The following is a 26,929-nucleotide window of genomic DNA, read 5'->3' as shown; positions in this document are numbered from 1 at the left end:
GCGGGCATTCTTATCGGCGGCGGGCCTTATTTCGAAGTCAGCACCGAATAGCTATTCATCAAGTTGCGATAGTTCGGAATGCGCGGCGACAGCAGGTTTGCCAGGCCTTCCATGTCGTTGCGCCAGTCGCCCTGCAGCTCGCACGCCACCGAGAACCAGTTCACCAGTTGTGCACCGGCCGCCGCCATGCGGGCCCAGGCCGCTTGCTGCACGGTTTCGTTGAAGGTGCCCGAGGCGTCGGTCACCACAAACACTTCAAAACCTTCCGCCAGCGCCGACAGCGTCGGGAACGTTACGCAAACGTCGGTCACTACACCGGCGATGATCAATTGCTTGCGGCCAGTCGCTTTAACGGCGTTGACGAAATCTTCGTTGTCCCAGGCATTGATCTGGCCTGGACGCGGGATGTATGGCGCGTCCGGGAACAGTTCTTTGAGCTCAGGCACCATTGGGCCGTTCGGGCCGTTTTCGAAACTGGTGGTGAGGATGGTCGGCAGTTTGAAGAACTTGGCCAGGTCCGCGAGGGCCAGTACATTGTTCTTGAATTCGTTCGGCGAGAAATCCTGGACCAGCGAGATCAGGCCAGTCTGGTGGTCGACCAACAGGACAACGGCATCGTCTTTGTTCAGGCGTTTGTACGGAACGTTGCTCATGTGAAACTCCTCGATGGATGGGTATTACGAAGGCGCCGACGCGGTGCATCGGCGCTTGATGTGATCGTCAGAATGCGAAGCACGAGCAGCCGAACGCGCCCCAGAAACCGGCGAAATCGCTAACCGGTGCGTTTGATAAACGGGCCTTTTCATGACTGTGGGAATGCACGCCGCACGGCCCGCTGCAATGGTGAACCTGCGCCTGCATCGGCGACGTCGGGCGCCAATGACCCGGCACCTTGACCACCGGCGACCAGTCCGGCAGCACCGGCACGCTGGCCGGCCCAAGTTTTTCGAAATCACCGGCGGCGTACACCACCTTGCCACCGACCACGGTCAACACCGACTCGATCCACTTGATCGCTTCTTCATCGACGCTGAAAAAGTCCGCGCTGAGCGCCGCGACGTCAGCCAGTTGCCCGACCTTGATCATGCCTTTTTTGCCCTGCTCCGAAGAGAACCAGGCGCTGCCGTGGGTGAACAGCTCCAGCGCGGTCTGCCGCGAAAGCCCCTCGGCATGCAGTTCCAGCCCGCCGACAGTGCGACCGCTGACCATCCAGTACAGCGAGGTCCACGGGTTGTAACTGGACACTCGCGTCGCATCGGTGCCGGCGCCGACCGGCACCCCTTCGGCCAACATGCGCTTGATCGGCGGCGTGGCTTCGGCCGCTTTGGCACCGTAACGCTCGACAAAATATTCGCCCTGAAATGCCATGCGATCCTGAATCGCGATACCACCACCCAGCGCCCTCACCCGCTCGATGTTCTGCGGGGTTATGGTTTCGGCGTGATCGAAGAACCACGGCAAACCGTTGAACGGAATGTCGCGGTTGACCTTCTCGAACACGTCGAGCATGCGGCTGATGGATTCGTTGTACGTGGCGTGCAAACGGAACGGCCAGCGCTGCTCGACGAGGTGGCGCACCACCGGTTCCAGCTCGTCTTCCATGGTTTGCGGCAGGTCCGGACGCGGTTCGAGGAAGTCCTCAAAATCCGCCGCCGAGAACACCAGCATTTCCCCGGCGCCGTTGTGTCTCAGGTAATCATCGCCCTGATGCAGAGTCACGCTAGACGTCCAGTTCTTAAAGTCAGTCAGCTCTTCTTTCGGCTTCTGCGTGAACAGGTTGTAGGCAATGCGAATGGTCAGTTGCTGGTCCTTGGCCAACTGCTCGATCACCTGGTAATCGTCCGGATAATTCTGGAAACCGCCGCCGGCGTCGATGGCGCTGGTCAGGCCGAGGCGATTGAGTTCGCGCATGAATTGGCGGGTCGAGTTGACCTGATATTCCAGCGGCAACTTCGGCCCCTTGGCCAGCGTCGAATACAGAATCATCGCGTTGGGACGCGCCACCAGCATGCCGGTCGGCTCACCGTTACTATCGCGCACGATCTCGCCACCCGGCGGGTTCGGCGTGTTGCGGGTGTAACCGGCCACGCGCAACGCGGCGCGGTTGAGCAAGGCGCGGTCATACAAATGCAGGACAAACACCGGCGTGTCTGGCGCGGCCTGGTTGAGTTCTTCGAGGGTCGGCATGCGCTTTTCGGCAAACTGGAATTCGTTCCAGCCACCGACCACGCGCACCCATTGCGGCGTGGGCGTGCGATCGGCCTGGTCCTTGAGCATGCGCAAGGCATCGACCACCGACGGCACGCCTTCCCAACGCAGTTCGAGGTTGTAATTCAGACCGCCACGGATCAGGTGCAAGTGCGAGTCGTTGAGGCCGGGAATGACGCAACGACCCTTGAGGTCGATGACCTGCGTGCCCGAGCCGCGCAGGGCCATGGCGTCGGCATCGGTGCCGACCGCAACGAAGCGGCCTTCGCTGATCGCCACCGCACTGGCACGTGGGTTTTCACGGTCAACGGTATGGAATTGGCCATTGAATAAAATCAGATCGGCGTTCATCGCGTTTCCTTGGAAGGAGTGGAGTGGGACAGCCAGGGCGCGAACAGACGCGTCGCCATCGGCATGAACAGGTACACCACCGAGACGACGATGGTCAGCGTGATCAGAAACGTGGCGACCACGTAATTGGACAGGATGGCGTTGAGTTGCAACAGCGGACCCCAGAGCAGCGGCACCAGCAAGGTGTGCGGCAGAATCACCAACAGCGTCACTACGGCCTGCTTCCAGCGCGGCGGTGGCGGCGAAGCGGCGTCGGCTTGCGGCGCGAACCAGAATTCATTGACCGGGTTGACCTCGGTCTGGTCGCCATCGGCGAGCATCGGCGTGGCTTCGTTGACCAGTGCCAGACGCTGCGGCGAATCGAGCCAGTGCTGCATCGCGTCGGTGGTGCAAAAGCGCAGCACGCAGGTGTACATGTCCAGGCCGGCGTTTTTACCGCGCATCACATCCACGCCCAAATGCCCTTCCTGCTGCCCGGCGATGCTGACAATGTTGCGCAACCAGGCTTCGTAAGGCACTTCAAAACCGGCCTTGACCCGGTGCTTGATCACCAGGGTCACGACTTCCTCGAAACGATTGGATTCAGGCATAACGCAAAGCTCCGGCGAATCGCACATTGAGCGCCAGCCTTCCTGGCCCGGCGATAAAAAGGCTGGTGAACACAATCAACAGCAGCCAGCCGAACTGCCCTTCGTCGAGGCTCCATTGCGCATGCACCACCAGCAGCGCGACCAGCAACACCGACAAAATCGGCAGGCACGCCAAGCGCACCAACACCCCGGCGATGATCAGCAACGGGCACAGCACCTCGGCAAAAATCGCCAGCAGCAGCGTGACGTTGGCACCCAGGTGGAAAGGGTCTTCGATGACTTGCAGTTGAGCGCTGTAGTTAAGCAGCTTCGGCAAACCGTGCACCCACAGCAGAAACAAACCGCCAGTGACCCGCAGAAACAGCAGCCCGAAATCCTGGGCCCGTTCATCCCATCGCGACGTATTCATGGGCTCACCTGCACAAATGAAAAACTACCGGCGTTCGTGCGCCGGGGCTTCATTTGATAGTGCCGGTGTGGGGGCTGGAAAAATTGGATGTACGTGCTCTTTTTGTGGCGTAGCCCGACCACCAATCCACCGAAGATCCCTGTGGGAGCGAGCTGCTCGCGATAGCGGTGGATCAGGCGACATCAATGTTGAATGTCATGCCGCCATCGCGAGCAGGCTCGCTCCCACAGGGGGATCTTCATTGCTGGGAGGTTTCTGCCAGGCACAAAAAACGGCCTCTTGCGAGACCGTTCTTTTCAACTGACGACGTTACCGCGGATCAACACTGTCCAACGCCCGATTCACCGCCAGCTCGGCCAGCATGATGACCTGCTGAATGCCCAGCATCGTATGCCGCTGCGGCCCCTCCAGATGCCCCGCGAAATCACCAGCCAGAACACTCGCCGACGCCAGAGATTCGCAAGCGTGGGCCAACAGGCTTTCGTTATCGATATCGGGGGCGATGATGAACATTGTGCTGGGCTTCCTGATGACGGGGGCTTTCAGGGCAGACGGATTGAGGTAGTGATCCAGCGCGCGGTCGGCGGCTTCGTTGAGTTTTTTGGGATCGAGGGGATCGTAGGGGGAAACGTCGTCGGTTTCCGGGGGATTGGGTGTGGCTTTGAACATGGTGAATCTCCGTTATACCTGATGGAACCACCAGCACCTGTCGCTAAACAAGTAAGGGTGGCGGCTGTACGCAGGTTAGCGAACCGAGAGGTATAAGACCCGGCAGACCCGAGGGCCTCCCGCGCACAGCCACCATATCGACACTGCAGACATGGAACGCCTGCAATAAGACGGAGCGTTATTGCGCTTATACCTGTTCAGGTCGCTAAACCCGATCGCTGATTGGCAGCGATGCGGAAACGATAAAGACCAGGGTCAAAGCGCACAAGCCGGCGGATTCTGGCGCAGTCGTAGGCAACGGCGCAAGGATCTGTAGCTTTCAGGACGTAACGTTAAACACCATTAAACACAGCCCTCTAATCAACACATTTTCCCTGTAGGAGCGAGCTTGAACTGGCCTAATGAATTTGGACACATCAATAGGGCGCTATGATGGCGCCCAAATCTGAGGTGTGCCTGATGATGCGAAAGTCCTATTCCAGCGAATTCAAGCTCAGAGCTGCAAGCATGGTGCTTGATGAAAATCAGCCCATTCTTGAGGTCTGCGCCAACTTCGATATCGGCCCTACGGCCTTGCGCCGTTGGGTCGAGCAGGTCAGAAAAGAACGTGCGGGCTCGACGTTAGCTGGCACAAAGGCCATTACCGCCGACCAAAAACAAATCCAAGAGCTCAAAGCCCTACTCAGGCAGAAAGACAGGGATATCGAAATCCTAAAAAAGGCCAGTGTTCTCCTGCTTTTGGACTCCAAAGATCATTCCCTCTGATCAGCGAGCTAGGCGAACAATATGGCATTTCAGATTGCTGTCGCGTGTTTGAAGTCAACCGCAGCAGCTATTACGCCTGGCGTCAGCGTCAGGGAAAAACCAATCCGGAGCGCGAGGCGCTCAAGGTGGCGCTGATCAAGTACCACAAAGCATCAAAATACTCGGCGGGCGCCCGAACTCTCTCCAAAGATATGCAGGGCGCAAAGCACAAGGTAGGGCGCTACATGGCCGGTCGTTTGATGAAGGAAGCAGGGATTTCCAGTTGTCAGCGCAGACCTCATAAGTACAAGTCGTCGGGCGCTGAATCGCTCATAGCTGAGAATGTGCTGGATCGTGAGTTTTACGTGGCTGATATGAATAAAGTCTGGTACGCAGACATTACCTACATTCAGTTGGGCAAACGTTGGCTCTATTTTTCGGTGGTTCTGGATCTATTCGCACGACGAGTGGTGGGATGGTCTTACTCCTTGGTTGCCGACGCGACCCTGGCAAGCGAGTCGCTGCGCATGGCCATCGAGCTGAGAGGCCGACCGAAAGGTGTGCTCTTTCATTCTGACCAAGGGTGCCAGTACACCAGCCATAAATTCAGGGACGAACTGATGGCGCATGAGCTAAAGCAGAGCATGAGCCGAAAAGGTCAATGCTGGGATAACGCCCCTATGGAGCGCTTTTTTGGCAGTTTGAAATCTGAGTGGGTACCAGAGGAGGGCTACCGCACGGAGTACGAAGCTCGAGTTGATATCAACCGATATGTGGCGCGATACAACAATGTAAGGCGCCATAGCTACAACGGTTACCACTCGCCGGTGGCAGCGGAAAAGATGGCGGCGTGAGAACCGAAAATAACGTCCAAAATTACTGGACCAGTTCAGCTTGCTCGCGATTGCGGTGTGCCTTTCAACATTGATGTTGGCTGATATTCCGCCATCGCGAGCAGGCTCACTCTTACAGGGGAATGGTGTGTACCTGAAAGAGACTGGTCGGCTTTTAGGCCGCCTTCGCAGGCAAGAAAGCTCCCACAGGGATTGTGGACACATGCAGAAAGCAGGTCGGCTGTCAGGCCGCCTTCGCGGGCAAGCCCGCTCCCACAATTGATCGGCGTAAACCTCGCGCTTCTCACCACTCAACAGGCCGAGCGTTAGCTCGCTTGCAGCTTTTGATTTTGATCTGCCCGCCCCTTCGGTAGGCCGAGTGGAGGCGTTTATCTGGGGGGTGGGCGCGCAGCGCCGTGCGGCGAAGCCGCACACATCGAGAGGAGGTCGAAGCGAAGCCGACCGGAGGCGATGCCCCCAGATGAATGCCGGAGCGAGGGTACGCCGAGCCTAGGCGAGGGGCCGGACGCTGGGGCGAAGCCTTTTGGTTCCTTTTTGGCGTTTGAAAAAGGGACTCGCCGTAAGGGCGAAACCATAAGTGGCCGTTACCGCAGGAATGGATATGTACACCTGAAAGAGATTGGTCGGCTGTCAGGCCGCTATCGCGAGCAGGCTCGCTCCCACATTTGGAACGTTGTATGTCTGGGGGAGATAGGTCGGCTACCAGGCCGCCTTCGCGGGCAAGCCTCGCTCCTACAGGGGAACGGTGTATGTCTGGGGGAACTTGGTCGGCCCGAAGGCCGCCACGTTCAAGCCGAAACCGGCAAAGGCCTCGACATGAAATCACTGATCCGCGACCGCAACCACCGCTCCGCCGGATCATTGTCATGCACCCCACTCCACGCCATCGACAACTGCGCCGCATCAATGGGAAACGGCGGATCCTCCGCCCGCAACGCACACCCCTCAACCAACGCACACGCCGCATAATCCGGCACAGTGGCAATCATCTCAGTCCCGGCCAGCAACGCACGCAAACCGCTGAACTGCGGCACACCCAACACCACACGGCGACTGCGTCCGACCTTGGCCAGATCCAGATCGATGTTACCGCTCAAGTCCCCGGAGAACGACACCATGGCATGCGGTCGTTCGCAGTATTCGTCAAGCGTCAGCGTCCCCGGTCGCTTGTCCCCGCGCAGCACTTTGCAGGGAATATCCCGCAATTTTTTGCACTTGGCATTCGCCGGCAAATCCGTGGTGTAGCTCACCCCCACGGAAATCTCTCCCGAGGCCAGCAATGCCGGCATCAGCAGATAGTTGGCACGCCGCACCACCACGACAATCCCCGGCGCCTCTTCCTGCAATTGCCGCAACAACGGCGGAAACAAACCGAACTCCGCATCGTCGGACAGCCCAATGCGGAACACATCGCAACTGGTCGTCGGATCGAATTCCTTGGCGCGACTGACCGCCCCGGAAATCACATCCATCGCCGGTTGCAGCTCCTTGAGAATCGCCAGCGCCCGCCCCGTCGGCTCCATGCCGCGGCCATTGCGCAGCAACAACGGATCGTCGAACAGATCCCGTAACCGCCCCAGCGCCGCACTCACCGCCGGCTGCCCCATGAACAGTTTTTCGGCGACACGGGTCAGGTTCTTTTCGAACATCAACGCTTCGAAAATCACCAGCAGGTTCATGTCGACGCGACGCAGATCGTTACGGTTCATAGGCACGGTTTCCTTGTGTGTTCAGCCGGGGACTTTACTCGATCAGCGGGACTTTGGCCGCACGTTTGTAAGGACCGTATTCGACCGGCACCCACTGGAAGTGCTTGCCCTCTGCGGTGATGTGGCCGATGCCCGGAAACGGCAAGTGCGCTGCCGTCACCCAGGTCTTGCTCGCCACCGCATCACTGAACACCTTGGCGCGGCTCTTGATCGCCTGCTGACTGTTGACGTCAAAACCGATCGATACTTCCGGATGCTCGAACTGCACCGCAAGGTTATGCACCAGATCGCCCATGAACAGAATGCTCTGGCCCTGCGAGGTGAAACGGTACGTGGTGCTGCCCGGCGTGTGTCCGGTTTCCAGCTCGGCCTCGACCACGCCCGGCACGGGTGACTGACCGGCGGCGAAGGTCTTGAACCGCCCTTCGGCCACATACGGCGCGGTCGAGTCCTGAGCGATTTTGAAATACGGTTTTGCACCCTCGGGGGCCTTGGCGAGGGCCTGCGGATCGAGCCAGTAATCGGCCTCTGCCTTCGCCGCAAACACCGTGGCGTTGGCGAAAACCGGTTTCTGCTGGCCGTCGACCAGACCGCAGACGTGGTCCAGGTGCAGGTGGGTCAACAGGATCGTGTCGACTTGTGCAGGCTCATAACCGGCGGCTTTCATGTTGTCCGAGAGCATGCCGGCCGTTTCGCCGATGCACTGGCCGGCGCCGGTGTCCACCAGGATCAGTTGCTTGCCGGTGTTGATCAGAAAGGCGTTGAACGCGGTCTGCACCCCCGGTGTTTCAATCGAGCGACGGGCCAGCAGCGCACGGATCTGACTCTGGGTCAGGCCCTTGAGCAGCTTCGGCGACAAATCGTTGTAGCCATCGAACAACGCCGTTACTTCAAAGTCGCCCACCGCCAGGCGGAAGTAGCCCGGCACTTGTGTGCCGAGCTGGGCCGGTGCCTGCGCCGAGGCAGTACCGGACGCCAGCGCGACCGCGAGCCCCAACGCGCAAACCAGAGAATGTTTCATGCCTTCACCCTTGATCGAGTCAGAAAATCGGCGATGTAAAACACCGCCTGATGACGTCGATTGTGCACGGGGCGCGGCCATGGAAATTGCAGCAATGTGCTGAGTTAGCGCGGTTGCCCCCCCTGCGCACCGATGGAATTAACAACGTTTAACTCGCCTGTCAGAGCCCTGCGACCAAGAATGAAGCTCACCGACACGGACATCTGTCATGGCCTCTTCTCAGCAAATCCTCACCTGCGCGACTGTCACTGAAGCGCGAAAGAAAACCACCGGTGGCCTGACCCCGTGGCGCGAAAGCCTGGCCAAGCAGCTGATTCTCGAACGCCTCAGTGAAACCGTTGAAGTGACCGAACTGGCCCGCGCCTGCGCCCTTTCGCGCAGCCATTTCTCCCGCGCGTTCAAGTGCAGCACCGGGCTTTCGCCCCAGGACTGGATTCGCCACCAACGCATCGCCCTAGCGAAGCAGTTGATCCAGAGCACCGACCTGACACTGACGCAAATCAGCCTCGAATGCGGCTTCTGCGATCAGGCGCATTTCTGCCACATCTTCACTCGCAGCGAAGGGATTAATCCGTTTGCGTGGCGATGCCGCGCTGTGCGCGCCCTGCCCCAACGCCCCGCCTGCACCGCTCAAACTCACGCGCAATAGACTTCAATGCCGCACGCTTTGTAGCAGCTGTCGAGCCTGCGTTCGGCCTCTGTAGCAGCTGTCGAGCCTGCGAGGCTGCGTTCGGCTGCGAAGCAGTCGTAAAATCAGCCAACGCGGTGGTTCAGGCAGACCGCGTCATCAGGTTTCACGACTGCTGCGCAGCCGAACGCAGCCTCGCAGGCTCGACAGCTGCTACAGCACCGAACGCAGGCTCGACAGCTGCTACAGAACCGTGCGCGGCCACAAGGGTTGCATTAGCCCAACGGGGTCAGCCGTTCCAACGCCTCCGCCACGCCAAACCCATACGCCGGATCAGCCTTGCTGCAGTTGTCGATATGGCGCTGACGAATCGCCTGCGGCACGCCGTTCATGGCCCGTGCGGTGTTGTCGAACAGCAGCTGTTTGCGCACCGGATCGAGCAAGCGGAACAGGTTCCCCGGCTGCTCGTAATGGTCCTCTTCCAGCCGATGATCGTAGTGCTGCGCGAAGCCTTCCAGCGGCAGCGGCGGCTCGGCCAGTTCTGGTGAGTCCTGCCACTCGCCCACGCTGTTCGGGAAGTAACTGGCGGTGCCGCCGAGGTTGCCGTCGGTGCGCATGGCGCCGTCGCGGTGGTAGCTGTGGGCCGGGCAGCGCGGTGCGTTGACCGGGATGTGGTTGAAGTTCACACCTAGGCGATAGCGCTGGGCATCGCCATAGGAAAACAGCCGCGCCTGGAGCATGCGGTCCGGCGAAAAACTCACGCCCGGCACCACGTTGGCCGGCGAGAACGCCGCTTGTTCGATCTCGGCGAAGTGGTTTTCGGCGTTGCGGTTGAGCTCCATGATGCCGACTTCGATCAGCGGAAACTCGCCGTGCGGCCAGACTTTAGTCAGGTCGAACGGGTTATGCCGATAGTTGAGCGCTTGCTGTTCTTCCATCACCTGAATGCACAGTTTCCAGCGCGGAAAATTGCCCTGCTCGATGACTTCGTACAGGTCGCGCAGGTTGCTTTCGCGGTCCTTGCCGACCACCGCTGCAGCCTCGGCGTCCGAGAGGTTTTCGATGCCTTGCTGGCAGACAAAGTGAAACTTCACCCACACCCGCTGGTTGTCACGGTCGATCAGGCTGAAGGTGTGGCTACCGAAGCCGTGCATGTGGCGGAAACTGGTGGGAATCCCGCGATCGCTCATGACGATGGTCACCTGGTGCAGCGCCTCGGGCAGCAGGGTCCAGAAGTCCCAGTTGCTGGTGGCGTTGCGCAAGCCGGTGCGCGGGTCGCGTTTGACCACGTGGTTGAGGTCGGAGAAACGCAGCGGATCGCGGAAGAAAAACACCGGAGTGTTGTTGCCGACAATGTCCCAGTTGCCTTCATCGGTGTAGAACTTCACCGCGAAGCCACGGATGTCGCGCTCGGCATCTGCCGCGCCGCGCTCGCCGGCCACTGAGGAGAAGCGCACGAACAGCGGCGTTTCCTTGCCCACTGAGCTGAAGATATTGGCTTTTGTGTAGCGCGTGATGTCATTGGTGACGGTGAAGGTGCCGTAGGCGCCCGCGCCCTTGGCGTGCATGCGTCGCTCGGGGATCAGTTCGCGGTCGAAGTGGGCGAGTTTTTCCAGCAACCAGATGTCTTGCAAGAGCGCCGGCCCACGAGGGCCGGCGGTCTGGATATTGAGGTTATCGACCACCGGGGCGCCGGTGGCGTTTGTGAGCTTTTTCATGTACTTGATCTCGATGGTTGTCTGCTCTCATCAGGAGCGAAAACCGGCGCGGATCTACGCCCGCGCCGGGGTACATCAACCCTTGAGGAAGCCCAGCAGATCAGCGTTGAGCTGATCCTTGTGGGTATCAGTCAAGCCGTGAGGGGCGCCGGGGTAGATCTTCAGCGTAGAACCTTTCACCAGTTTTGCTGAGGCGATGCCCGCTGCTTCGATCGGCACCACCTGATCCGCATCGCCGTGTACCACCAACGTCGGGATGTCGAACTTCTTCAGGTCTTCGGTGAAGTCGGTTTCGGAGAATGCCTTGATGCAGTCATAAGCGTTCTTGTGGCCGGCCGTCATGCCTTGCATCCAGAACCAGTCGATCATGCCCTGGGACGGCTTGGCGCCCGGTTTGTTGAAGCCAAAGAACGGACCGCTGGCGAGGTCGATGTACAGCTGCGAACGGTCGGCCAGGGACGCCTGGCGAATGCCGTCGAACACTTCGATCGGCAGACCACCCGGGTTGGCTTCGGTCTTGAGCATCAGCGGTGGCACCGAGGAAATCAGCCCGGCCTTGGCCACGCGGTCGGTGCCGTGGCGACCAATGTAGCGCGCCACTTCGCCGCCGCCGGTGGAGAAGCCGAACAGCACGGCGTCTTTGAGGTCGAGCAATTCGATCAACTGCGCCAGGTCATCGGCGTAGGTGTCCATGTCGTTGCCGGTCCATGGCTGGCTGGAGCGGCCATGGCCGCGACGGTCGTGGGCGATCACCCGGTAGCCTTTGGAGGCCAGGAAGATCATCTGTGATTCCCAGCTGTCGGCGTTCAACGGCCAGCCGTGGCTGAAGACGATGGGTTGGCCGGTGCCCCAGTCCTTGTAGTAAATCTCGGTGCCGTCTCGGGTCGTGAACGTGCTCATGCGATGTCTCCTTAGCGAGTGTTTGGGTGGGTCAAACCGGTGGAGCGGCCATGCGTTCGGCCAGACGCGCCACCCGCTCGCCCAGATGCGCGGCGGTGCAGCGATCTTCGGGAGGTGGGGCGAGGTCCGGGGTCTGTTCGACATTCGACTGGGCCATGGCGCCGAGGGAGCTGCCGAGGCGATTCATTTGCCCATCGAAGGCGCCCGTGCTGGAGCGCGCCGGCAGCAGGTCGAGGCCGACCCAGATCATCGAGTGCTGCGCGGCGAACACCGCCATCTGCAGCAAGGTGTTGAGTTTGTCGCCGCACAGGCAGCCGGAATTGGTGAAGCCGGCGGCCAATTTGTCGCGCCATGGCTGGGCGAGGTAGAACGCCGCCGTGGCCTCCATGAAACCTTTGAACGGTGCCGACGCGCTGCCCATGTAGGTCGGCGCGCCGAAGATGATGGCGTCGGCGCTGTGCAAGCGTTCCCATTGCTGGTCCACTTCGTCGACCGGAATCAGCAGACAGGTGCTGCCCACGTGCCGTTCCACACCCAGGGCCACGGCTTCGGCCATGACCCGGGTGTGCCCGTAGCCACTGTGATAGACCACCACCACGTTGCTCATCCTGGTGTCCTCATGACAAGTTGATCCTTTTGCAACACCACAGCCCCCCTGTGGGAGCGAGCCTGCTCGCGATGGCGGCAATACATCCAACATAGATGCAAACTGACCCACCGCTATCGCGAGCAGGCTCGCTCCCACAGGTTGAGCGGCACATTCAATATCGATGCAGGCTGACACACCGCTATCGCGAGCAGGCTAGCTCCCACAGGTTATGCGGCACATTCAAAAGACCGGCGGGTGTTGAAGCAGCAGAGTTTTGGGCGTAGACCAGACGCAGGACGAGTTAAACGTTGTTAATTTTCATTGGCGCGCCAAAAGCCTCAACACCTGCTTTGCTACGATTGCCCTCAATAAACACGGCACCTGCCAAGGGCACCGGATACCGGCAGTCGCCGCGAACACCCGACAGTTACCCAAACCCTCGTTGCGTTGATGGAAAAACCTGAGGAATATGCTCGAAAACCGCGTACTAGACGGATGCAAGCAGGAGCGACACGTTGACCCTTTCCCCCGAGCAGGCCATCCATTTCGGCCCCTACCGGATCTATCCCGGACAACGCCTGGTGCTGGAGGCTGACCAGCCCCTGCGTCTGGGCCGGCGTGCCATGGACATTCTGTTGATCCTGCTGGAGCACGCCGGAAACGTGGTCAGCAAACAGCAATTGATCGCCGGGGTCTGGCCCAAAAGCGTCGTCGAAGACATCAACCTGCGCGTGCACATGGCGGCGCTGCGTAAAGCCCTCGGCGATGGCCAGGCTGGCCAGCGCTACATCGTTACTGTCGCCCAGCGCGGCTATAGTTTCGTCGCGCCGTTCTCCCGGGAAGCGATCGAGCAACCTCTGGCGAGCGAAAGCCTCGAGCCGAGGGCCCATAACCTGCCCATCCGTCGCACGCGCATGATCGGTCGCCAATTGCTGGTCGAGAGCCTGGTCACGCAACTGTCACGCCAGCGCTTCATCACCCTCGTCGGCCCCGGCGGCATCGGCAAGACCACGGTGGCGCTGCGCGTCGCCGAACTGTTGATCGGTCGCTATCGGGACGGCATTCGCCTGCTGGACCTGGCGCCGATCCATGACCCGACCTTGATCACCACACATCTGGCCACGCTGCTGGATTTGTCCCTGCATGGCGCCGAACCGACGGGCAGCCTTGCCGCGTGCCTGCGCGAGCGGCAGATGCTGTTGGTGATCGACAATTGCGAGCACCTGCTCGACGCCGTCGCCCTGCTCTGCGAAAGCATCCTGCGCGCCGCGCCACACGTGCACATCCTGGCCACCAGCCGCGAGAGCCTGCGGGCCGAAGGTGAGTTCGTCCAGCGTCTCGAATCCCTCGACTGCCCACCGCCCATCGCGGTGCTGGACCGTGCTCAGGCGCTGACCTTTTCTGCGCTGCAATTGTTTGTCGAGCGAGCCATGGCCAGCCATGACAGTTTCGAGCTGAGCGATGACGAGCTGCCGCTATTGATTGAAATCTGCCACCGTCTGGACGGCATTCCGCTGGCCATTGAACTGGCGGCAGCCCAAGTCGGCCACTTTGGACTGAGCGGATTGCTGACGCAGCTGCAAGGCAGTTTTCGCCTGCTCACCCAGGGCTGTCCGTCGACGCTGGGCCGACACCAGACCTTGCGCGCCACGCTCGACTGGAGTTTCGAACTGCTGAACGCCTGCGAGCAAACCTGCCTGCGCCGACTGGGCGTGTTCAGGGGTGGTTTCACGCTGGAGTCGGCGGCAGCGGTGATCGTCGGCGACCACATCGAGCCCGGTGTGGTGTTCGGTTCGATTACGCAACTGGTGGCCAAGTCGTTGCTGAACGTGGAAGTGGGCGACGAAGAAGTGTTCTACCGCTTGCTCGACACCACCCGCAGCTACGCCCTGGAAAAACTCGACCAGACCGCCGATTTGCAGGACACGCGAAAACGTCACGCCGAACGTTGCCTGGCCTTGATGCATCAGGCTGAAACTGACTGGGAGCTGATTTCCACCGACCTGTGGATCGAGCGTTACGCCCGCAGCCTGGATGACATTCGTTCGGCCCTCGACTGGGGCTTGAACGCTCAAGGCCCGCAGGCACTGGCGATCCGCTTGACGGCGACCTCGACGCCACTTTGGCAGGAACTGTCGCTGCTCAAGGAACACGGCGTCTACGTACGCAAGGCGCTGGCCTTGCTTGAGGCGGCGCCCGAGCCCTGCCCTCATCTGCAAATGACCCTCAAACTGGCCCTCGGCAGTTCCTGTTACCACACTCAGGGTGGCACGGCCGAAACCATCGCCGCGTTCGTCAGCGCCAGAACCCTCGCCAGGCACAACAACGACGTAGCCGGTCAGCTTCGGGCAGTGTCCGGGCACATGGCGGTCAACCTCAGTTGCGGCCATTACCAAATGGCGCTGGAGCAAAGCCAGCTGTTCGACCGCCTGGGCGCACAGAGTGACGCCGTGCTCTCGCTGAGCACGCACCGCTTGCGCGTACTGGCCCTGCACTTTGCCGGGAATCAGCAGCTGGCCCGAGTGAACGCCGAACAGGTCATCCAGCGCATGGCCCAGAGCGGGAACCTCAACCGCTTCACCCACGGTTTTGGCGTGCAATACGATCAGAGCGTGGCCGCCCTGACGATTCTGGCACGCATCCTTTGGTTGCAAGGTCAACCGGAACAAGCCTGGCGCACTGCCCGTCAGGCATTGGACATTGCGATCCAGATCAACCACGGCACCTCCATCTGCTACACCCTGGCACTGGCCGGCTGCCTGATCGCCCACTACAACGGCGACAGCCAGACCGCCCGCAAACTCTTGCGCCTGCTGCTGGAGCAAGCGCAGAAACATTCGGTGCTGCTGTTTTATACGTGGGCGCAACACTACGCGCAGGTGATTGACCGTGCCGAGGCGCACTTGCCTCTTCAGCCCGGCGTGGGGCTGATCAAGGACATCATGGTCACGCTGGACAGCGGTTTCGTCGATGACGCCCTGTTGCAACGGGCCGACGCCGGTACGGCCGGCTGGAGCACGGCGGAGATATTGCGTGCCAGGGCTGATGCATTGTTGGCGGAGGGTAATCAGCCGGAGATGGATTGCCTGGGCGGATGCCATCGCGAGCGGGCTCGCTCCTGCACGGTCGTCGCCGCCGAGGAGATATTGGTTCGGGCGTTGAACGTGGCCAAAAATCAGGGCGCGCTGGCCTGGGAACTGCGCAGTGCCACCTCGCTGGCGCAACTGTGGCAGCGTCAGGGTCGGCATCAGCAAGCGTATGAACTGCTGGCGCCGATCTACAACCGGTTCACCGAAGGTTTTGCCACGCCGGACCTGAGCAAAGTCCGTCGGTTACTCGACGAGCTCCATGGGCAACTGCAGGCCTGAGACCCAGCGCGCACGGCTGATGTAATGCGCGTAGCGCCTCTCGAACGTACGCAGGTGGCCGCTGTGTTCGAGCTTCTCCAGGGCATAGGTGCGCGTGGTGTTGAGGAAACGATAACGGGTGGTGCCGTTGACCTGATCCATCGAGACCAACGACTTGGCCACCAAGCGCTGCACCAGCGCCGCCAGTTGATTGGGCTTGAGCACCTCGCAACTGCTCACGCCAATCGCGGCATCGAGGGTGAAGGACATTTTGAATACCGAAAGCCGCTGCAACACGGTTTGTTCCAGAGCGCTCAGCCGTTCATAGCTCCAGTCCAGCGCGGCCTTGAGGGTCTGATGCCGGGGCACGGCCGTGCGCCGTCCCTGGGTCAGCAGCTGAAAACAGTTATCCAGCTGAGCTTGTAAACCGACCAGCGCCAGCGCATCGATCTGCGCCGCCGCGAGTTCAATGGCCAACGGCAAACCGTCGAGCCGCCGACAGATTTCCCGCACCGCCTTGAGGTCTTGTTCGCGCAAGGCGAACCCTTGTTGGCGGTTGCGGGCGCGACTGACAAACAGCTGCACCGCCGAATAGCCCATGACCTCGGCCACGCTGTGCAACGCCGACGCGGGTGGCACCGCCAGAGTTGGCAAGCGCTGGACCGTTTCCCCCGTCGCCAGCAGCGGTTCGCGACTGGTGACGAGGATCGACAGCCGAGGCGCCGACGCCAGCAAGTCCTCGACCAGAGTCCGGCAGCGTTCCAGCAAATGTTCGCAGTTATCGAACACCAGCAACGTGTGCCGTTGCGCCAACACGTCCAGGGTCGTGCCGACCTCCAGTTCAAGGGTCTGCGTCAGATGATCGACCACTCGCGCGGGGTCATCGAGCGCCGCGAAATCAACCAGCCACACGCCATCCTCATAGTGCTGCAACAGCAGTTCGGCGACGCGCAATGCCACCGTGGTCTTGCCGATGCCACCGGGACCGACCAGGGTCATGAGACGGCGCACCGGCAACTGGCGGACCAGACTGCCGACCATCGAATCCCGCCCCGTCACGGGCGTGAGTCGTGCAGGCAGGTTGTGTTGATGGTTTTTTACGGACTCGATCAAGACCTGCGTGCCCGCAGGCACGTGCTCCACCGGCGCAATAAAGCTGTAGCCACGCTGCGGAATATTGACGATGTAGCGCTGGCCATCCTGCCCATCGCCGAGGGCCCGACGCAGGGCCGCAATGTGCACGCGCAGGTTGATTTCTTCGACCACCGACGTCGGCCAGACGTGGGCAATCAACTCATCCTTGCTGACCACATGCCCGGCACGCTCGACCAGTACCTGGAGGATATCCAGGGCGCGACCGCCCATGCGCAACGGCCGATCACCGTCCAGGATCAGCCGTTGCCGCTGGTGAAATGCGTAGGGGCCGAACCGCAGCACCGTATCGCTGTTTAAATCTCTGAGGCTGTTCATGCACGTTTGCGTGCTGAAAACCTGGCCCGGCTCACAGTGCGCAAATATCCATCGCACTTGCCCTCCAGGCTCCCGCACCTCCATTGCAAAGAGTTCACGTTTATCTTGGCAGGCCTCCGTGACGGTACAACTGCCACGGTAGGAGCGTCACGGCCATTGCGGTGCGCACAACGGCCAAGAACGCTCTAGCTGAACTGTTCGCGGTATTGCGTGGGGGTCAAACCGAGCTTTTCGGCGAACAGAAAGCGCATGTGCCGGACGCTGCCAAAACCACTTTTAAAGGCCACGGTCTTGAGCGGCAAGTCGCTGGTTTCCAGCAGGTTTCGGGCGCAATCGATGCGCGCGCTTTGTAGAAACTCCATGGGCGTCATGTTGACGTCCCGGGCAAACATCCGGGCGAAGTGTCGCGTGCTCATGTTGGCCAGGCTGGCCATGCGTTCGATGCTGAAAGCTTCGTCGAGGTGTTCGAGCACATGGTTCTGCACGCGGGTGATCGGCGTTTCCTGCGGCGCGACGGCGGCCATCAACGGACTGAATTGCGCTTGTCCGCCCTGGCGCTTCATCACCACCAGCAACACTTTGGCCACGTCCTGGGCGACTTTCTTGCCGTGGTCTTCGGCGACCACCGACAGCGCCAGGTCGATGCCGGCGGTGACGCCGCCGGAGGTGATGAGGTTGCGGTCCTGAACGAAAATCTGATCGGTCTCCACCATTGCCTTGGGGAAGCCTTTGATCAGCCGTTCGGTGTAATGCCAGTGGGTGGTGACGCGATAGCCGTCCAGCAGACCGGCATGCCCCAGCACAAACGCGCCGGTGCAGATCGAGCCGTAACGCTCGGAGCGATCCACAGCGTCTTTTAGCCAACACAGCAACGGCGGATGTTTTTCGTTGTAGGCCCCCGGACCACCCGGTACCAGCAACAGGTCATAGGCGTAATCGGCCTGATCGATGTGCAGATCGGTCTGCACGCTGACGCCGTTGGAAGCGCGCAGTGCGCCATGCTCGGTGCCGATGGTCGACAGCTCGTAACGGTCATCCGCTGCCAGGTATCGATTGGCGATGGAAAACACTTCCATGGGCCCGGCCATGTCGAGCAGCAGAAAGTCCGGAAACAACACCATAGCCACGGTTTTCATGGGTTCAAAATCACTGAAGTCAAAAGAAAATCCATCCGCCAAACACCAATCCCTGTAGGAGCGAGGCTTGCCCGCGAAGGCGGCGTGTCAGTCAGTATCAATGTTGAATGTGATGACGCCTTCGCGGGCAAGTCGGATCGCCGCACCGCTCGCTCCTACAGGGGCTTTGTGTCTGGCATCTGAGAGATGCTGTGCATTATGGCCAATGTGCGGCGCCGGTGTCGGAGAAGAATGCGTGATTGCACGCCCTTCACTGTCAACCTGAACGCGACAGTATTTCAATTTCAATCTACTTATTGCACCAGTCAGTAACCATTAACCTTCTCCTCACTCGGACGAATCAACGTCCCCACAGGAGATTTCATCATGCTGACCCTTCGCAAAGCCTCCGATCGCGGCGCCGCCAATCACGGTTGGTTGAAGTCGTTCCACACCTTCTCTTTCGCCAACTACCGCAACCCGAAAGAGCAGGGTTTTTCCGACTTGCTGGTGATCAACGATGACCGCGTGGCGGCCGGTAAAGGTTTCGGCCAGCACCCGCACCGCGACATGGAGATTTTCTCCTACGTGCTCGAAGGTGCCCTGGAACACAAGGACACCCTGGGCACCGGTTCGGTGATCCGCCCCGGTGACGTGCAATTGATGAGCGCCGGCAGTGGCGTGGCGCACAGCGAATACAACCATTCGGCCACGCGGCCGGTGCACTTTCTGCAAATCTGGATCGTGCCGGAAGTCAGCGGCGCCAAGCCGCGTTATCAGCAAGAGCACTTCAGCACCCAGAAAAAACGCGGGCGCCTGCAACTGATCATCTCCCCCGACGGCGCCAAGGGTTCGCTGAAGGTGCGTCAGGATGCACGGGTGTATGCCGCGCTGATCGACGGCAAGGAAAGCGTCACCCTGGAACTGGCCGCCAACCGCTACGCCTATGTGCACGTGGCACGTGGCAGTGTTGAACTCAATGGCGTGCAGTTGCAGGAAGGTGATGGTGCGCGGGTTCGTGAAGAGCAGTTGCTGGCGTTGAGCAACGGTGTGGATGCCGAAGTGCTGGTGTTCGACCTGCGGCCGCAGGAACTGCCGGAAATGCCATAACCATCACGCGATCCCTGTAGCAGCTGGCGAAGCCTGCGTTCGGCTGCGAAGCAGTCGTAAACCCGGCACACGCGGTGGGTCATATAGACCGCGGTGTCTGATTTTACGACTGCTGCGCAGCCGAACGCAGGCTTCGCCAGCTGCTACAGGGTTTCGTGTTTTACTCGCCGGTACCGGAAAACACCGCGACAATTTCATCGATGACCGCGCGAACCCGGGCGGTGTGCCGCAAGTCCGCATGGGTCACCAGCCACACATCATAAGGCACCGGTCGCGTGCGCTCCGGCCACAGCCTGACCAGCCCGTCCCTCTCCCCCATGTACACCGGAATTTCCCCGACCCCGAGCCCCGCCGCAATCGATCGGCGCACCAGCAGACTGGAACTCAGGCTGGCCACGATCCGTCCGCGCCCCAGCGGTTCCGAAACCAGGGTCATGTCTTTGTTGCCTTGCAGATACGGCTGATACACCACCAGATCATGCCCCTCGAATGCCGAGCCCGGCGCCGGCACGCCATGGGCATCGACATAATCCTGAGAAGCAAACAGCCCCACCGGCCAGCGCGCGAGGCGGCGGGCGATCAGGTCGGGATTGTCCGGCCGGGTATTGCGCACGGCGATGTCGGCTTCGCGCTTGGCCAGACTGAGAATCTGCGTGGAGGCGTCCAGTTGCACGCGCACGTCGGGGTGCTGTTCATGCAAGCGGGCAATGGCCGGGATCAGGAAATCGATGGCCATGGAGTCAGTGGTGCTGACCCGTACCAACCCGGTCAGTCGATCGTCGAGCCCTTGAATCTGGCGCTCCAGTTCCAGCGCCGAGTGTTCCATTTTTTCCACGGCGGTCAACGCCGCCTCCCCCACCGCTGTCAGCGCATAGCCTTCAGAGGTGCGCAAAAACAGCGTCGCACTCAATGACTTTTCCAGCGCCGTGATCCGTCGGCCGACCGTGGCCTGATCGACCCCCAGCACCCGCGCCGCGCCCCGGAGCGTCGACTCTCGGCACACCGCCAGAAACACCCGCGCATCATCCCAATTCATGCCGTTTTCCTGCCGATGCAAAATCGCATCACCATAACGCAAAATCGCTGCGTTATTGCATCAGCCGTTCGGGATAGTCTGGAGGCCAAGCGTAAAACCTCTCAGGACGTTTCCCATGCACAGCACATCGACCACCCCGCGCAGCGCGATCTGGCTGCCGATCTTCGCCGGCCTCGCCGCCAGCCTGGTCAGTATTGGCCTGGCGCGGTTTGCCTACACGCCGCTGATTCCGTCGTTGATACAGGCGCACTGGTTTTCCGCCAGCGACGTGGTTTACCTCGGCGCCGCCAACCTCGTGGGTTACCTGATCGGCGCGCTGATCGGCCGGCCACTGGCCAACCGCACGTCGAACAAAACGGCGTTGCGCCTGATGATGTTGGCCGTGACCTTGTCCTTTTTCGCCTGTGGCTTTCCGTTGTCGGTGAGCTGGTTCTTCGGCTGGCGCCTGCTGTCGGGCGTTGCGGGCGGCGCGATCATGGTGCTGGTGGCCGCAACGGTGTTGCCGCATGTGCCGGCGTCGCGCCGAGGTCTGGCCAGCGGTGCGATCTTCCTCGGCATCGGCCTGGGCATCGCCGGCTCGGGGACGATCGTTCCGCCGCTGCTGAGCCTTGGCTTGCAGCAAACCTGGTTTGGCCTCGGGCTTCTGTCACTGGTTCTGACAGCCGCGAGTTGGTTCGGCTGGCCGAAAGAGGCGCATCATCAAGCCGTTGAAGTGCCGACCGAGAAAACCACCACGCCGACCGATTCAGGGGTTTACTTGTTGTTTGCCCAATACGCATTCATGGCCGCAGGGCTGGTGCCGGCGATGGTGTTTTTGGTGGATTACGTGGCCCGCGGGCTCGGTGCCGGGCCGCATGTCGGCGCGCTGATCTGGGTGATGTACGGACTTGGCGCGATCATCGGGCCGGTGAGTTACGGTTTTCTGGCCGATCAACTCGGTGCGAAATTGAGCATCCGGTTGGTGCTGGTGGTGCAGGCAATTGCCGTTGGCCTGCTGTCGATTTCCAGCTCGTTCACGGTGCTGGCCTTGTTGGCCGTGATCCTCGGTTCGTTCCCGCCGGGCATCGTCCCACTGGCGCTGGCGCGGGTTCATGAACTTATCCCGAACCATCACCAGCAGCAGATTGCCTGGAGCCGCGCGACGGTGTCGTTCGCCACGTTTCAGGCGATTGCGGGGTTTGCGTATTCGGCGCTGTTCAATGCCAGCGGTGGGCAGCACGGGTTGTTGTTTGTGATAGCGGCGGGCGCAATTGTGGTTGCGCTGTTGCTGGAACAGGGCATGCGTTTGCTGAATCGTCGCCATCATCTGATTGCAGTGAGTTGCCCATGAAGATCAAAAGCTCGCAGCCTCGTTTCACTCGACAGCTCCTACAGGAAATCGCGTTGCAAATGTAGGAGCTGTCGAGTGAAACGAGGCTGCGATCTTTTGATCTACCGCGTGAAGACGCGGTCCCACTTACTGAACACTTCTCAACAGGACTTCAACATGACGCTCCCCCAATCCATGACCCTGATTGAAATCACCGAGCCCGGCGGCCCCGAGGTGTTGAAGCCACGTCAGGAGCCGGTACCCACGGCCGGCGCAGGCGAAGTGTTGATTCGCGTGCACGCCGCCGGGGTCAACCGCCCCGATGTGATTCAACGCGCCGGCAAGTACCCGATGAAACCCGGCATGAGCCCGATTCCCGGGCTGGAAGTGGCCGGTGAAGTGGTGGCCATCGGCGCGGGCGTCAGCGAATTCATCGTCGGCGACAACGTCTGTGCGCTGACCAATGGCGGCGGTTACGCACAATATTGCGTTGCGCCGGCCAGCCAGACGCTGCCGATACCTGAAGGCATGGATTGGGTGCACGCAGCCGCCGTCCCGGAAACCTTCTTCACGGTCTGGGCCAATCTGTTCGACATGGGCGGCGCCAGCAAAGGCCAGCGCGCGCTGATTCACGGCGGCACCAGCGGCATCAGCACTACCGCGCTGATGCTCTGCCGCGAATTCGGGGTCAAGGCTTTCGCCACGGCAGGCAGTGAGGAAAAATGCGCGGCGATTCGTCAGTTGGGCGCTGAGGCGATCAACTACCGCGACCAGGATTTCGTTCAGGTCATCGCGGAAAAAACCGCCGGCAAAGGCGTCAATGTGATCCTCGACATCATGGGCGGCTCGTACCTGAATCAGAACATCGCGGCACTGGGCATGGAAGGTCGCCTGGTGATGTTGGGCTTCCTCGGCGGCGCCCACGCCAAAGACGTCGACCTGATGGCGATCATGAGCAAACGCGCGACGATCACCGGCTCACTGATGCGCTCGCGCACCCGGGAAGAAAAAGCCTCGATCGCCGAACAGCTGCGTGAATACGTCTGGCCGGTACTCGCCGCCGGCCGTTGCCTGCCGATGATCGACAAGGTTTACCCGTACACCGACGCGGCGCAGGCCCATGCGCGGATGGAAGCCGGCGATCACATCGGCAAGATCGTCTTGCAAGTGGACTGATCAGTAACCCTCGCCGGCCGCCAATGCGCCGCCGATGATTGCAATGCCCGAGCTGGTGCCCAGTCGCGTGGCGCCGGCTTCGATCATCGCCAGAGCGGTCGGGTAGTCGCGCACGCCACCGGAGGCCTTGACGCCGATGTCGGGCCCGACGGTGCGGCGCATCAGTGCAACGTCTTCCACAGTGGCGCCGCTACGGCTGAAACCGGTGGATGTCTTGACGAACGCGACGTTCAGTTCACGGCAGATCTCGCAGGCCTTCACTTTTTCCGCATCGGTGAGCAGGCAGTTTTCCAGAATGACTTTCAGCGGCACGCTGCCACAGGCCTGCAAAACCTGTGCGATATCGTCGCGCACCTGATCGGACAAACCGTCTTTCAACCAGCCGATGTTCAGCACCATGTCGACTTCACCGGCCCCGGCGGCAATCGCCCGCTCGGCTTCGAAAGCCTTGGTCTCGCTCAGCCCGGCACCCAGCGGGAAGCCGACCACCGCGCAGATATTCACGCGTTGCCCTGCCAGGCACTGCGCGGCATGGGGCACCTGCCCCGAGTTCACGCACACCGAATAGAAGCCGTGTTCTGCGGCTTCGCGGCACAACGCGGCGATTTGCTCGCCGGAAGCATCGGGCGCCAGCAAGGTGTGATCGATGTACTGCGCCAGCGCTTTGGGTTCGAGGTGTGCCATCGCAAAAACTCCAGTTTGTATATTCAAATGCCCCTGCGCCACAATCGAGGGTGATTCGCGCAACAACGTTACAAAACTCACAAATAATGTTACTTAAATAACACCAACAATCAACCCCGGAATGCCTGTGGACAGTAAAAAAGCCGAGCGTCTCAAGCTGATTCAACAAGCCCTGCAAGACCAGAGCGCCATTCATCTGCGCGAGATGGCGGCATTGCTGGACGTGTCCGAGATGACCCTGCGCCGCGACCTCAGCAAGTACACCGACCACCTGCGGCTGCTCGGTGGCTACATCACCAGAATCCACGATGGCAACGAGCCCGGCGATTACCGCGTGGCCGAACAGGACACCCGGCACGTCGAAGAAAAACGCCGCATCGGCAAACTCGCCGCCGGGTTTATCCAACCGGGCGACACCGTGTTCTTCGACTGCGGCACCACCACGCCTTTCGTGGTCGACTTCATTCCCGACGAGCTTGAGTTCACCGCGGTGTGCAACTCCCTGAACGTGCTGCTCAAACTGTCGCAAAAACCCAACTGCCATATTGTGGTGTGCGGCGGCACGTTCCACCGCAAGAACCAGGTGTTCGAGAACACCACCGAGAGCGGCATTCTCGACAGCGTGCGCCTGACCTGGGCCTTCGTTTCCGCTGCCGGCATCAGCCAGGACTTCGGCGTCACCTGCTTCAACTTCAACGAAGTGGAGGTCAAGCAGAAGGTCTTGCGTCAGGCGCAACAGCGGCTGCTGCTGGCCGACCACAGCAAGTTCGACACGGTGCGCACCGCGCATTTCGCCAACCTTGAGGATTTCCAGTTCGTGGTCAGCGACAAGAAAATCCCCAAGGCCTATTGCGAGGCGATCAGCGCCAGCGGCGCGCAATTGATCATCTGATCAAGGCCTGTTGCTCCCCCGCGCTGAGGTAACCGGTGGTGACGCTGAAATCCGCCGTCGCCCCCGCCGCCAGTGACCGCACATGGCCCTTGGCAGACTCGGCGCGATAGCCTTCCGGTTCGCAGGTGGACGGCAGCACGAACGCCGCCACTTGCTGATTGGCGTTGTGCAGGATCCAGCGCGCGGCATGGTCGAATTGATCCGGGCGGTAGCGGGTGTAGAACGCGGCGCCGTCTGGGTGACTCAGCAGAAAATGCGCATGGCCGCTGTCGTCTGCCCGCACGCCGTCGAAGAAAAACACGATCTCGGGGTCGTAGAGAGCAGGCTGGTCCAGGCACTGAAACTGTTCAGGCGCAGACGTCAATTCGTCCATGTAACGGCTCCAGGCCGGCGTCGGTTTCACGTGGGCCGGCACGCTGCTGCGTAAGCGCACTCGCTCGAAACCCAAAGGCTCAATGAACCGAGCGCCTTCGACATAGGCGTAATTCATGTGCGCCATGTACATCAGGTCCATCGGTTTGCCCGACAGATTGGTCACCTGCATGGCGATGTCGAACAGCCCCGAATCAGCGCGTAAGGTCACGCTTGGCGTGGCCAGGTATCGATCACCAAATCCCTGCGCATATTCGTACTCGCCAGCCAATCGAAGGTAGCCGCCAGCGCTGTCCTCACCGACCTCCAGCCAGGCACGATCCATCGCCGCGCAAGGCATCTCGCCATGGAGCGGATGATCGTCCTCGGGACTCGGGCAACCGTTGCGCAGCAGGCCACTGTGAAACATGAAACAGCCGTAGGTGCCGATCACCGTCGGGCTGGGCCGGGGCTGGCTGAACAGGTTGCTCATGGTCAGGTCACAACCGTCGAATACGGCAGACCAGATCATCTGCCCCTGATACGGCAGCACCACCAGGCTGCCGCGGCTGTTGGCCAATTCCACCGCCAGCACGCCGCTGGGATACACCCATGCGCTGACCGTGAACGCCTCGGATTCCAGCAAGGTTTTTCTCGCCTCGCCGAATTGCGACGGCTGCAGATTGATCCGCGTGTTCATGAAGCCACCACCGCACCCACCGGCGCCCGTTCGCTGTCGGAGTGGCGCAGGCAACGCACCGCGTACATCACGATCACGATGAAGCACAGCAACGGCACGCTGTAGGCCAGTTGCATGTTGCCGCCGCTGTAATCGGACAGCAGGCCCTGGAAGATCGGAATCACCCCGCCACCGACGATGCTCATCACCAGCAGCGAACCGCCGACACCGGTGTCTTCGCCCAGGCCGTCAATGGTCAGGCCGTAGATGGTCGGCCAGCACGGACCGAGGAACACGCTGACGCCCACCGCCGCATAAACCGCCGTGATGTTTGGCACCAAAATCGTGTACGCCAGCAACACGATGCACAGCACGCCGTACACCGCCAGCACCTTGGCCGGGTGCAGTTTGCGCATCAGCACGTTGGCGATCAGCTTGCCGACAAAATAGGCAGCGAACGTGGTCAGCAAAAACCACGACGCACTGCGTTCGTTCATGCCGCCCAACTGCATCGCCAATCGAATGGTGAAACTCCACACCCCGACCTGCGCGCCCACGTACAGAAACTGCGCCAACACGCCAAAGGTGAAGCGCTTGTTGCGCCACAACCGGGAGAGGCTCTGGCCGAGGCTGGCGGTTTTTTTGCTGCTCGGCTGATTGCCCTTGCACGCGGGAAAGCGGGTGATCGCGATGAGTATGAACATCAGCACCAGCACCGCGATCATCCATTTGTACGGCAGCAAGGTGGACTGGATCATTTGCAGTTGCTGGACCGCCGCGTCCGAGGCGCTCATTTGCGTGAGCTGCTCGCGGGTGGCATCGGTGTCTTTGAACATCACGAAGCTGCCGACATACACCCCGGCCATCGCGCCGAACGGGTGGAAGGTCTGGGAAATATTCAGGCGACGGGTGCCGGTTTCACGTGGGCCCATCAGCGTCGAATAGGTGTTGCACGCGGTTTCGAGAAACGACAGCCCCGCCGCAATCACAAACAGCGCCAGCAGGAACATGCCGTACTTGGCGGTCGACGCTGCCGGGAAGAACAGCAGGCAACCGAACATGTACAGCATCAGGCCGATAAGAATAGTGGTCTTGTAGCTGAAACGGCGGACCACCAGCGCGGCCGGAATCGCCACGAAAAAATAGCCCAGGTAAAACGCCGACTGCACGAACGCAGTCTGGAAATCGCTGAGCAGAAAGGCCTTCTTGAAATGCGCGATGAGCACGTCATTCATGCTCGCGGCCGCCGCCCACAGCGCGAAGATGCTGCACAGCAAAATGAAGGCGAACCAGGGCGTGCGGTTCAGGTAGAAACCATCGGGCGTCTGTTGGAGCGGAGGCTTTGTCATTGTTGTTCTCCGTGGTGAGCG

At 60.7% G+C, this 26,929-nt stretch carries 24 protein-coding genes; 8 read left to right on the top strand and 16 right to left on the bottom strand.

Translation table 11 applies throughout. The annotated features are described in order from the left end of the window. Nucleotides 1-26: 26 nt before the first annotated feature. The 5 genes from ycaC to ACA070_RS10685 form a co-directional block, all read right to left on the bottom strand. On the bottom strand, nucleotides 27-653 hold the full coding sequence (ycaC, locus tag ACA070_RS10705) for an isochorismate family cysteine hydrolase YcaC (protein ID WP_497451081.1): 627 nt from the start codon (nucleotides 651-653) through the stop codon (nucleotides 27-29). Nucleotides 654-720: 67 nt separating this feature from the next. Continuing rightward, nucleotides 721-2,559: an amidohydrolase gene (locus ACA070_RS10700; protein WP_461958230.1), complete on the bottom strand. Its 1,839-nt coding sequence runs from the start codon at nucleotides 2,557-2,559 to the stop codon at nucleotides 721-723. Continuing rightward, nucleotides 2,556-3,149: an antibiotic biosynthesis monooxygenase gene (locus ACA070_RS10695; protein WP_497451080.1), complete on the bottom strand. Its 594-nt coding sequence runs from the start codon at nucleotides 3,147-3,149 to the stop codon at nucleotides 2,556-2,558. The genes ACA070_RS10700 and ACA070_RS10695 overlap by 4 nt, the downstream gene beginning before the upstream one ends. Beyond that, on the bottom strand, nucleotides 3,142-3,558 hold the full coding sequence (locus ACA070_RS10690) for a DoxX family protein (protein WP_497451079.1): 417 nt from the start codon (nucleotides 3,556-3,558) through the stop codon (nucleotides 3,142-3,144). The genes ACA070_RS10695 and ACA070_RS10690 overlap by 8 nt, the downstream gene beginning before the upstream one ends. Nucleotides 3,559-3,867: 309 nt before the next feature. Beyond that, nucleotides 3,868-4,227: a DUF6124 family protein gene (locus tag ACA070_RS10685; RefSeq protein WP_497451078.1), complete on the bottom strand. Its 360-nt coding sequence runs from the start codon at nucleotides 4,225-4,227 to the stop codon at nucleotides 3,868-3,870. 459 nt (nucleotides 4,228-4,686) lie between these two features. Here ACA070_RS10685 and ACA070_RS10680 point away from each other — a divergent pair, with 459 nt between their 5' ends. Both ACA070_RS10680 and ACA070_RS10675 read left to right on the top strand, forming a co-directional pair. Then, the gene (locus ACA070_RS10680) at nucleotides 4,687-4,992 is read left to right on the top strand and encodes a transposase (protein WP_497451077.1); all 306 of its coding nucleotides are present in this window, start codon (nucleotides 4,687-4,689) and stop codon (nucleotides 4,990-4,992) included. After that, nucleotides 4,989-5,825 carry an IS3 family transposase gene (locus ACA070_RS10675; protein WP_497451936.1) on the top strand — a complete coding sequence of 279 codons (837 nt, stop codon included), beginning with the start codon at nucleotides 4,989-4,991 and terminating at the stop codon, nucleotides 5,823-5,825. Before ACA070_RS10680 ends, ACA070_RS10675 begins: the two co-directional genes overlap by 4 nt. 788 nt (nucleotides 5,826-6,613) lie before the next feature. On the opposite strand, the gene ACA070_RS10670 is transcribed toward ACA070_RS10675, so the two are convergent. Continuing rightward, entirely contained in the window at nucleotides 6,614-7,534 is a 921-nt protein-coding gene (locus ACA070_RS10670) for a LysR family transcriptional regulator (protein ID WP_497451076.1), read from the bottom strand. 34 nt (nucleotides 7,535-7,568) lie between these two features. Then, entirely contained in the window at nucleotides 7,569-8,555 is a 987-nt protein-coding gene (locus ACA070_RS10665) for an MBL fold metallo-hydrolase (protein ID WP_497451075.1), read from the bottom strand. Between the two features lie 208 nt (nucleotides 8,556-8,763). Between ACA070_RS10665 and ACA070_RS10660 the strand changes: the two genes are divergently transcribed. Continuing rightward, complete coding sequence (locus tag ACA070_RS10660) at nucleotides 8,764-9,204, top strand: helix-turn-helix domain-containing protein (protein WP_497451074.1); 441 nt, start codon at nucleotides 8,764-8,766, stop codon at nucleotides 9,202-9,204. Nucleotides 9,205-9,458: 254 nt separating this feature from the next. Here ACA070_RS10660 and ACA070_RS10655 read toward each other — a convergent pair whose 3' ends face one another. From ACA070_RS10655 to ACA070_RS10645, 3 genes are all read right to left on the bottom strand, one after another. Further along, nucleotides 9,459-10,901, bottom strand: coding sequence for a catalase (locus ACA070_RS10655; RefSeq protein WP_462026592.1), 1,443 nt, complete (start codon nucleotides 10,899-10,901; stop codon nucleotides 9,459-9,461). 75 nt (nucleotides 10,902-10,976) lie between these two features. Then, nucleotides 10,977-11,801: an alpha/beta fold hydrolase gene (locus tag ACA070_RS10650; protein WP_497451073.1), complete on the bottom strand. Its 825-nt coding sequence runs from the start codon at nucleotides 11,799-11,801 to the stop codon at nucleotides 10,977-10,979. A gap of 31 nt (nucleotides 11,802-11,832) precedes the next feature. Further along, nucleotides 11,833-12,408, bottom strand: a complete 576-nt coding sequence (locus tag ACA070_RS10645; RefSeq protein ID WP_497451072.1) for a flavodoxin family protein — start codon at nucleotides 12,406-12,408, stop codon at nucleotides 11,833-11,835. 497 nt (nucleotides 12,409-12,905) lie between these two features. On the opposite strand from ACA070_RS10645, the gene ACA070_RS10640 reads away from it, so the two are divergent. After that, a complete protein-coding gene (locus ACA070_RS10640; RefSeq protein WP_497451071.1) occupies nucleotides 12,906-15,758 on the top strand; it encodes an ATP-binding protein in 2,853 nt (950 codons plus the stop codon). On the opposite strand, the gene ACA070_RS10635 is transcribed toward ACA070_RS10640, so the two are convergent. Beyond that, nucleotides 15,723-17,207 carry an ATP-binding protein gene (locus tag ACA070_RS10635; RefSeq protein WP_497451070.1) on the bottom strand — a complete coding sequence of 495 codons (1,485 nt, stop codon included), beginning with the start codon at nucleotides 17,205-17,207 and terminating at the stop codon, nucleotides 15,723-15,725. The two genes, ACA070_RS10640 and ACA070_RS10635, sit on opposite strands and share 36 nt — an antisense overlap. A 185-nt stretch (nucleotides 17,208-17,392) precedes the next feature. After that, nucleotides 17,393-18,343: a GlxA family transcriptional regulator gene (locus tag ACA070_RS10630; protein WP_497451069.1), complete on the bottom strand. Its 951-nt coding sequence runs from the start codon at nucleotides 18,341-18,343 to the stop codon at nucleotides 17,393-17,395. 366 nt (nucleotides 18,344-18,709) lie between these two features. Here ACA070_RS10630 and ACA070_RS10625 point away from each other — a divergent pair, with 366 nt between their 5' ends. Further along, a complete protein-coding gene (locus ACA070_RS10625) occupies nucleotides 18,710-19,432 on the top strand; it encodes a pirin family protein (RefSeq protein WP_497451068.1) in 723 nt (240 codons plus the stop codon). 160 nt (nucleotides 19,433-19,592) lie between these two features. Here ACA070_RS10625 and ACA070_RS10620 read toward each other — a convergent pair whose 3' ends face one another. Then, complete coding sequence (locus ACA070_RS10620) at nucleotides 19,593-20,468, bottom strand: LysR family transcriptional regulator (protein WP_497451067.1); 876 nt, start codon at nucleotides 20,466-20,468, stop codon at nucleotides 19,593-19,595. A 115-nt stretch (nucleotides 20,469-20,583) separates the two neighbouring features. Here ACA070_RS10620 and ACA070_RS10615 point away from each other — a divergent pair, with 115 nt between their 5' ends. Further along, the gene (locus ACA070_RS10615; protein WP_497451066.1) at nucleotides 20,584-21,798 is read left to right on the top strand and encodes a YbfB/YjiJ family MFS transporter; all 1,215 of its coding nucleotides are present in this window, start codon (nucleotides 20,584-20,586) and stop codon (nucleotides 21,796-21,798) included. Between the two features lie 156 nt (nucleotides 21,799-21,954). After that, complete coding sequence (locus ACA070_RS10610; protein ID WP_497451065.1) at nucleotides 21,955-22,953, top strand: NAD(P)H-quinone oxidoreductase; 999 nt, start codon at nucleotides 21,955-21,957, stop codon at nucleotides 22,951-22,953. On the opposite strand, the gene deoC is transcribed toward ACA070_RS10610, so the two are convergent. Beyond that, nucleotides 22,954-23,637, bottom strand: a complete 684-nt coding sequence (gene deoC / locus ACA070_RS10605; RefSeq protein ID WP_497451064.1) for a deoxyribose-phosphate aldolase — start codon at nucleotides 23,635-23,637, stop codon at nucleotides 22,954-22,956. It abuts the gene before it with no gap. A 121-nt stretch (nucleotides 23,638-23,758) separates the two neighbouring features. Here deoC and deoR point away from each other — a divergent pair, with 121 nt between their 5' ends. Beyond that, a complete protein-coding gene (deoR, locus tag ACA070_RS10600; protein WP_497451063.1) occupies nucleotides 23,759-24,529 on the top strand; it encodes a DNA-binding transcriptional repressor DeoR in 771 nt (256 codons plus the stop codon). Here the strand turns inward: deoR and ACA070_RS10595 are convergent. Further along, on the bottom strand, nucleotides 24,522-25,580 hold the full coding sequence (locus tag ACA070_RS10595; protein WP_497451062.1) for an aldose 1-epimerase family protein: 1,059 nt from the start codon (nucleotides 25,578-25,580) through the stop codon (nucleotides 24,522-24,524). The genes deoR and ACA070_RS10595 overlap by 8 nt on opposite strands. Beyond that, nucleotides 25,577-26,908: an L-fucose:H+ symporter permease gene (gene fucP / locus ACA070_RS10590; RefSeq protein WP_497451061.1), complete on the bottom strand. Its 1,332-nt coding sequence runs from the start codon at nucleotides 26,906-26,908 to the stop codon at nucleotides 25,577-25,579. The genes ACA070_RS10595 and fucP overlap by 4 nt, the downstream gene beginning before the upstream one ends. Nucleotides 26,909-26,929 lie beyond the last annotated feature (21 nt).

The organism is Pseudomonas sp. LBUM1678 (assembly GCF_059695575.1).
The sequence above is the reverse complement of the archived record's forward strand: the minus strand, read 5'-3'. Positions and strand labels throughout refer to the sequence as shown.

What these genes read in the sequence shown, in the direction of transcription:
- ACA070_RS10595 (WP_497451062.1), bottom strand. Translation starts at nt 25,580, where the DNA reads ATGAACACGCGGATCAATCTGCAGCCGTCGCAATTCGGCGAGGCGAGA.
- ycaC (WP_497451081.1), bottom strand. Translation starts at nt 653, where the DNA reads ATGAGCAACGTTCCGTACAAACGCCTGAACAAAGACGATGCCGTTGTC.
- ACA070_RS10655 (WP_462026592.1), bottom strand. Translation starts at nt 10,901, where the DNA reads ATGAAAAAGCTCACAAACGCCACCGGCGCCCCGGTGGTCGATAACCTC.
- ACA070_RS10635 (WP_497451070.1), bottom strand. Translation starts at nt 17,207, where the DNA reads ATGAACAGCCTCAGAGATTTAAACAGCGATACGGTGCTGCGGTTCGGC.
- ACA070_RS10620 (WP_497451067.1), bottom strand. Translation starts at nt 20,468, where the DNA reads ATGAATTGGGATGATGCGCGGGTGTTTCTGGCGGTGTGCCGAGAGTCG.
- fucP (WP_497451061.1), bottom strand. Translation starts at nt 26,908, where the DNA reads ATGACAAAGCCTCCGCTCCAACAGACGCCCGATGGTTTCTACCTGAAC.
- ACA070_RS10680 (WP_497451077.1), top strand. Translation starts at nt 4,687, where the DNA reads ATGATGCGAAAGTCCTATTCCAGCGAATTCAAGCTCAGAGCTGCAAGC.
- ACA070_RS10665 (WP_497451075.1), bottom strand. Translation starts at nt 8,555, where the DNA reads ATGAAACATTCTCTGGTTTGCGCGTTGGGGCTCGCGGTCGCGCTGGCG.
- ACA070_RS10630 (WP_497451069.1), bottom strand. Translation starts at nt 18,343, where the DNA reads ATGAAAACCGTGGCTATGGTGTTGTTTCCGGACTTTCTGCTGCTCGAC.
- ACA070_RS10610 (WP_497451065.1), top strand. Translation starts at nt 21,955, where the DNA reads ATGACGCTCCCCCAATCCATGACCCTGATTGAAATCACCGAGCCCGGC.
- ACA070_RS10650 (WP_497451073.1), bottom strand. Translation starts at nt 11,801, where the DNA reads ATGAGCACGTTCACGACCCGAGACGGCACCGAGATTTACTACAAGGAC.
- ACA070_RS10670 (WP_497451076.1), bottom strand. Translation starts at nt 7,534, where the DNA reads ATGAACCGTAACGATCTGCGTCGCGTCGACATGAACCTGCTGGTGATT.
- ACA070_RS10660 (WP_497451074.1), top strand. Translation starts at nt 8,764, where the DNA reads ATGGCCTCTTCTCAGCAAATCCTCACCTGCGCGACTGTCACTGAAGCG.
- ACA070_RS10685 (WP_497451078.1), bottom strand. Translation starts at nt 4,227, where the DNA reads ATGTTCAAAGCCACACCCAATCCCCCGGAAACCGACGACGTTTCCCCC.
- ACA070_RS10690 (WP_497451079.1), bottom strand. Translation starts at nt 3,558, where the DNA reads ATGAATACGTCGCGATGGGATGAACGGGCCCAGGATTTCGGGCTGCTG.
- ACA070_RS10695 (WP_497451080.1), bottom strand. Translation starts at nt 3,149, where the DNA reads ATGCCTGAATCCAATCGTTTCGAGGAAGTCGTGACCCTGGTGATCAAG.
- ACA070_RS10615 (WP_497451066.1), top strand. Translation starts at nt 20,584, where the DNA reads ATGCACAGCACATCGACCACCCCGCGCAGCGCGATCTGGCTGCCGATC.
- ACA070_RS10700 (WP_461958230.1), bottom strand. Translation starts at nt 2,559, where the DNA reads ATGAACGCCGATCTGATTTTATTCAATGGCCAATTCCATACCGTTGAC.
- ACA070_RS10645 (WP_497451072.1), bottom strand. Translation starts at nt 12,408, where the DNA reads ATGAGCAACGTGGTGGTGGTCTATCACAGTGGCTACGGGCACACCCGG.
- deoR (WP_497451063.1), top strand. Translation starts at nt 23,759, where the DNA reads ATGCCTGTGGACAGTAAAAAAGCCGAGCGTCTCAAGCTGATTCAACAA.
- ACA070_RS10625 (WP_497451068.1), top strand. Translation starts at nt 18,710, where the DNA reads ATGCTGACCCTTCGCAAAGCCTCCGATCGCGGCGCCGCCAATCACGGT.
- deoC (WP_497451064.1), bottom strand. Translation starts at nt 23,637, where the DNA reads ATGGCACACCTCGAACCCAAAGCGCTGGCGCAGTACATCGATCACACC.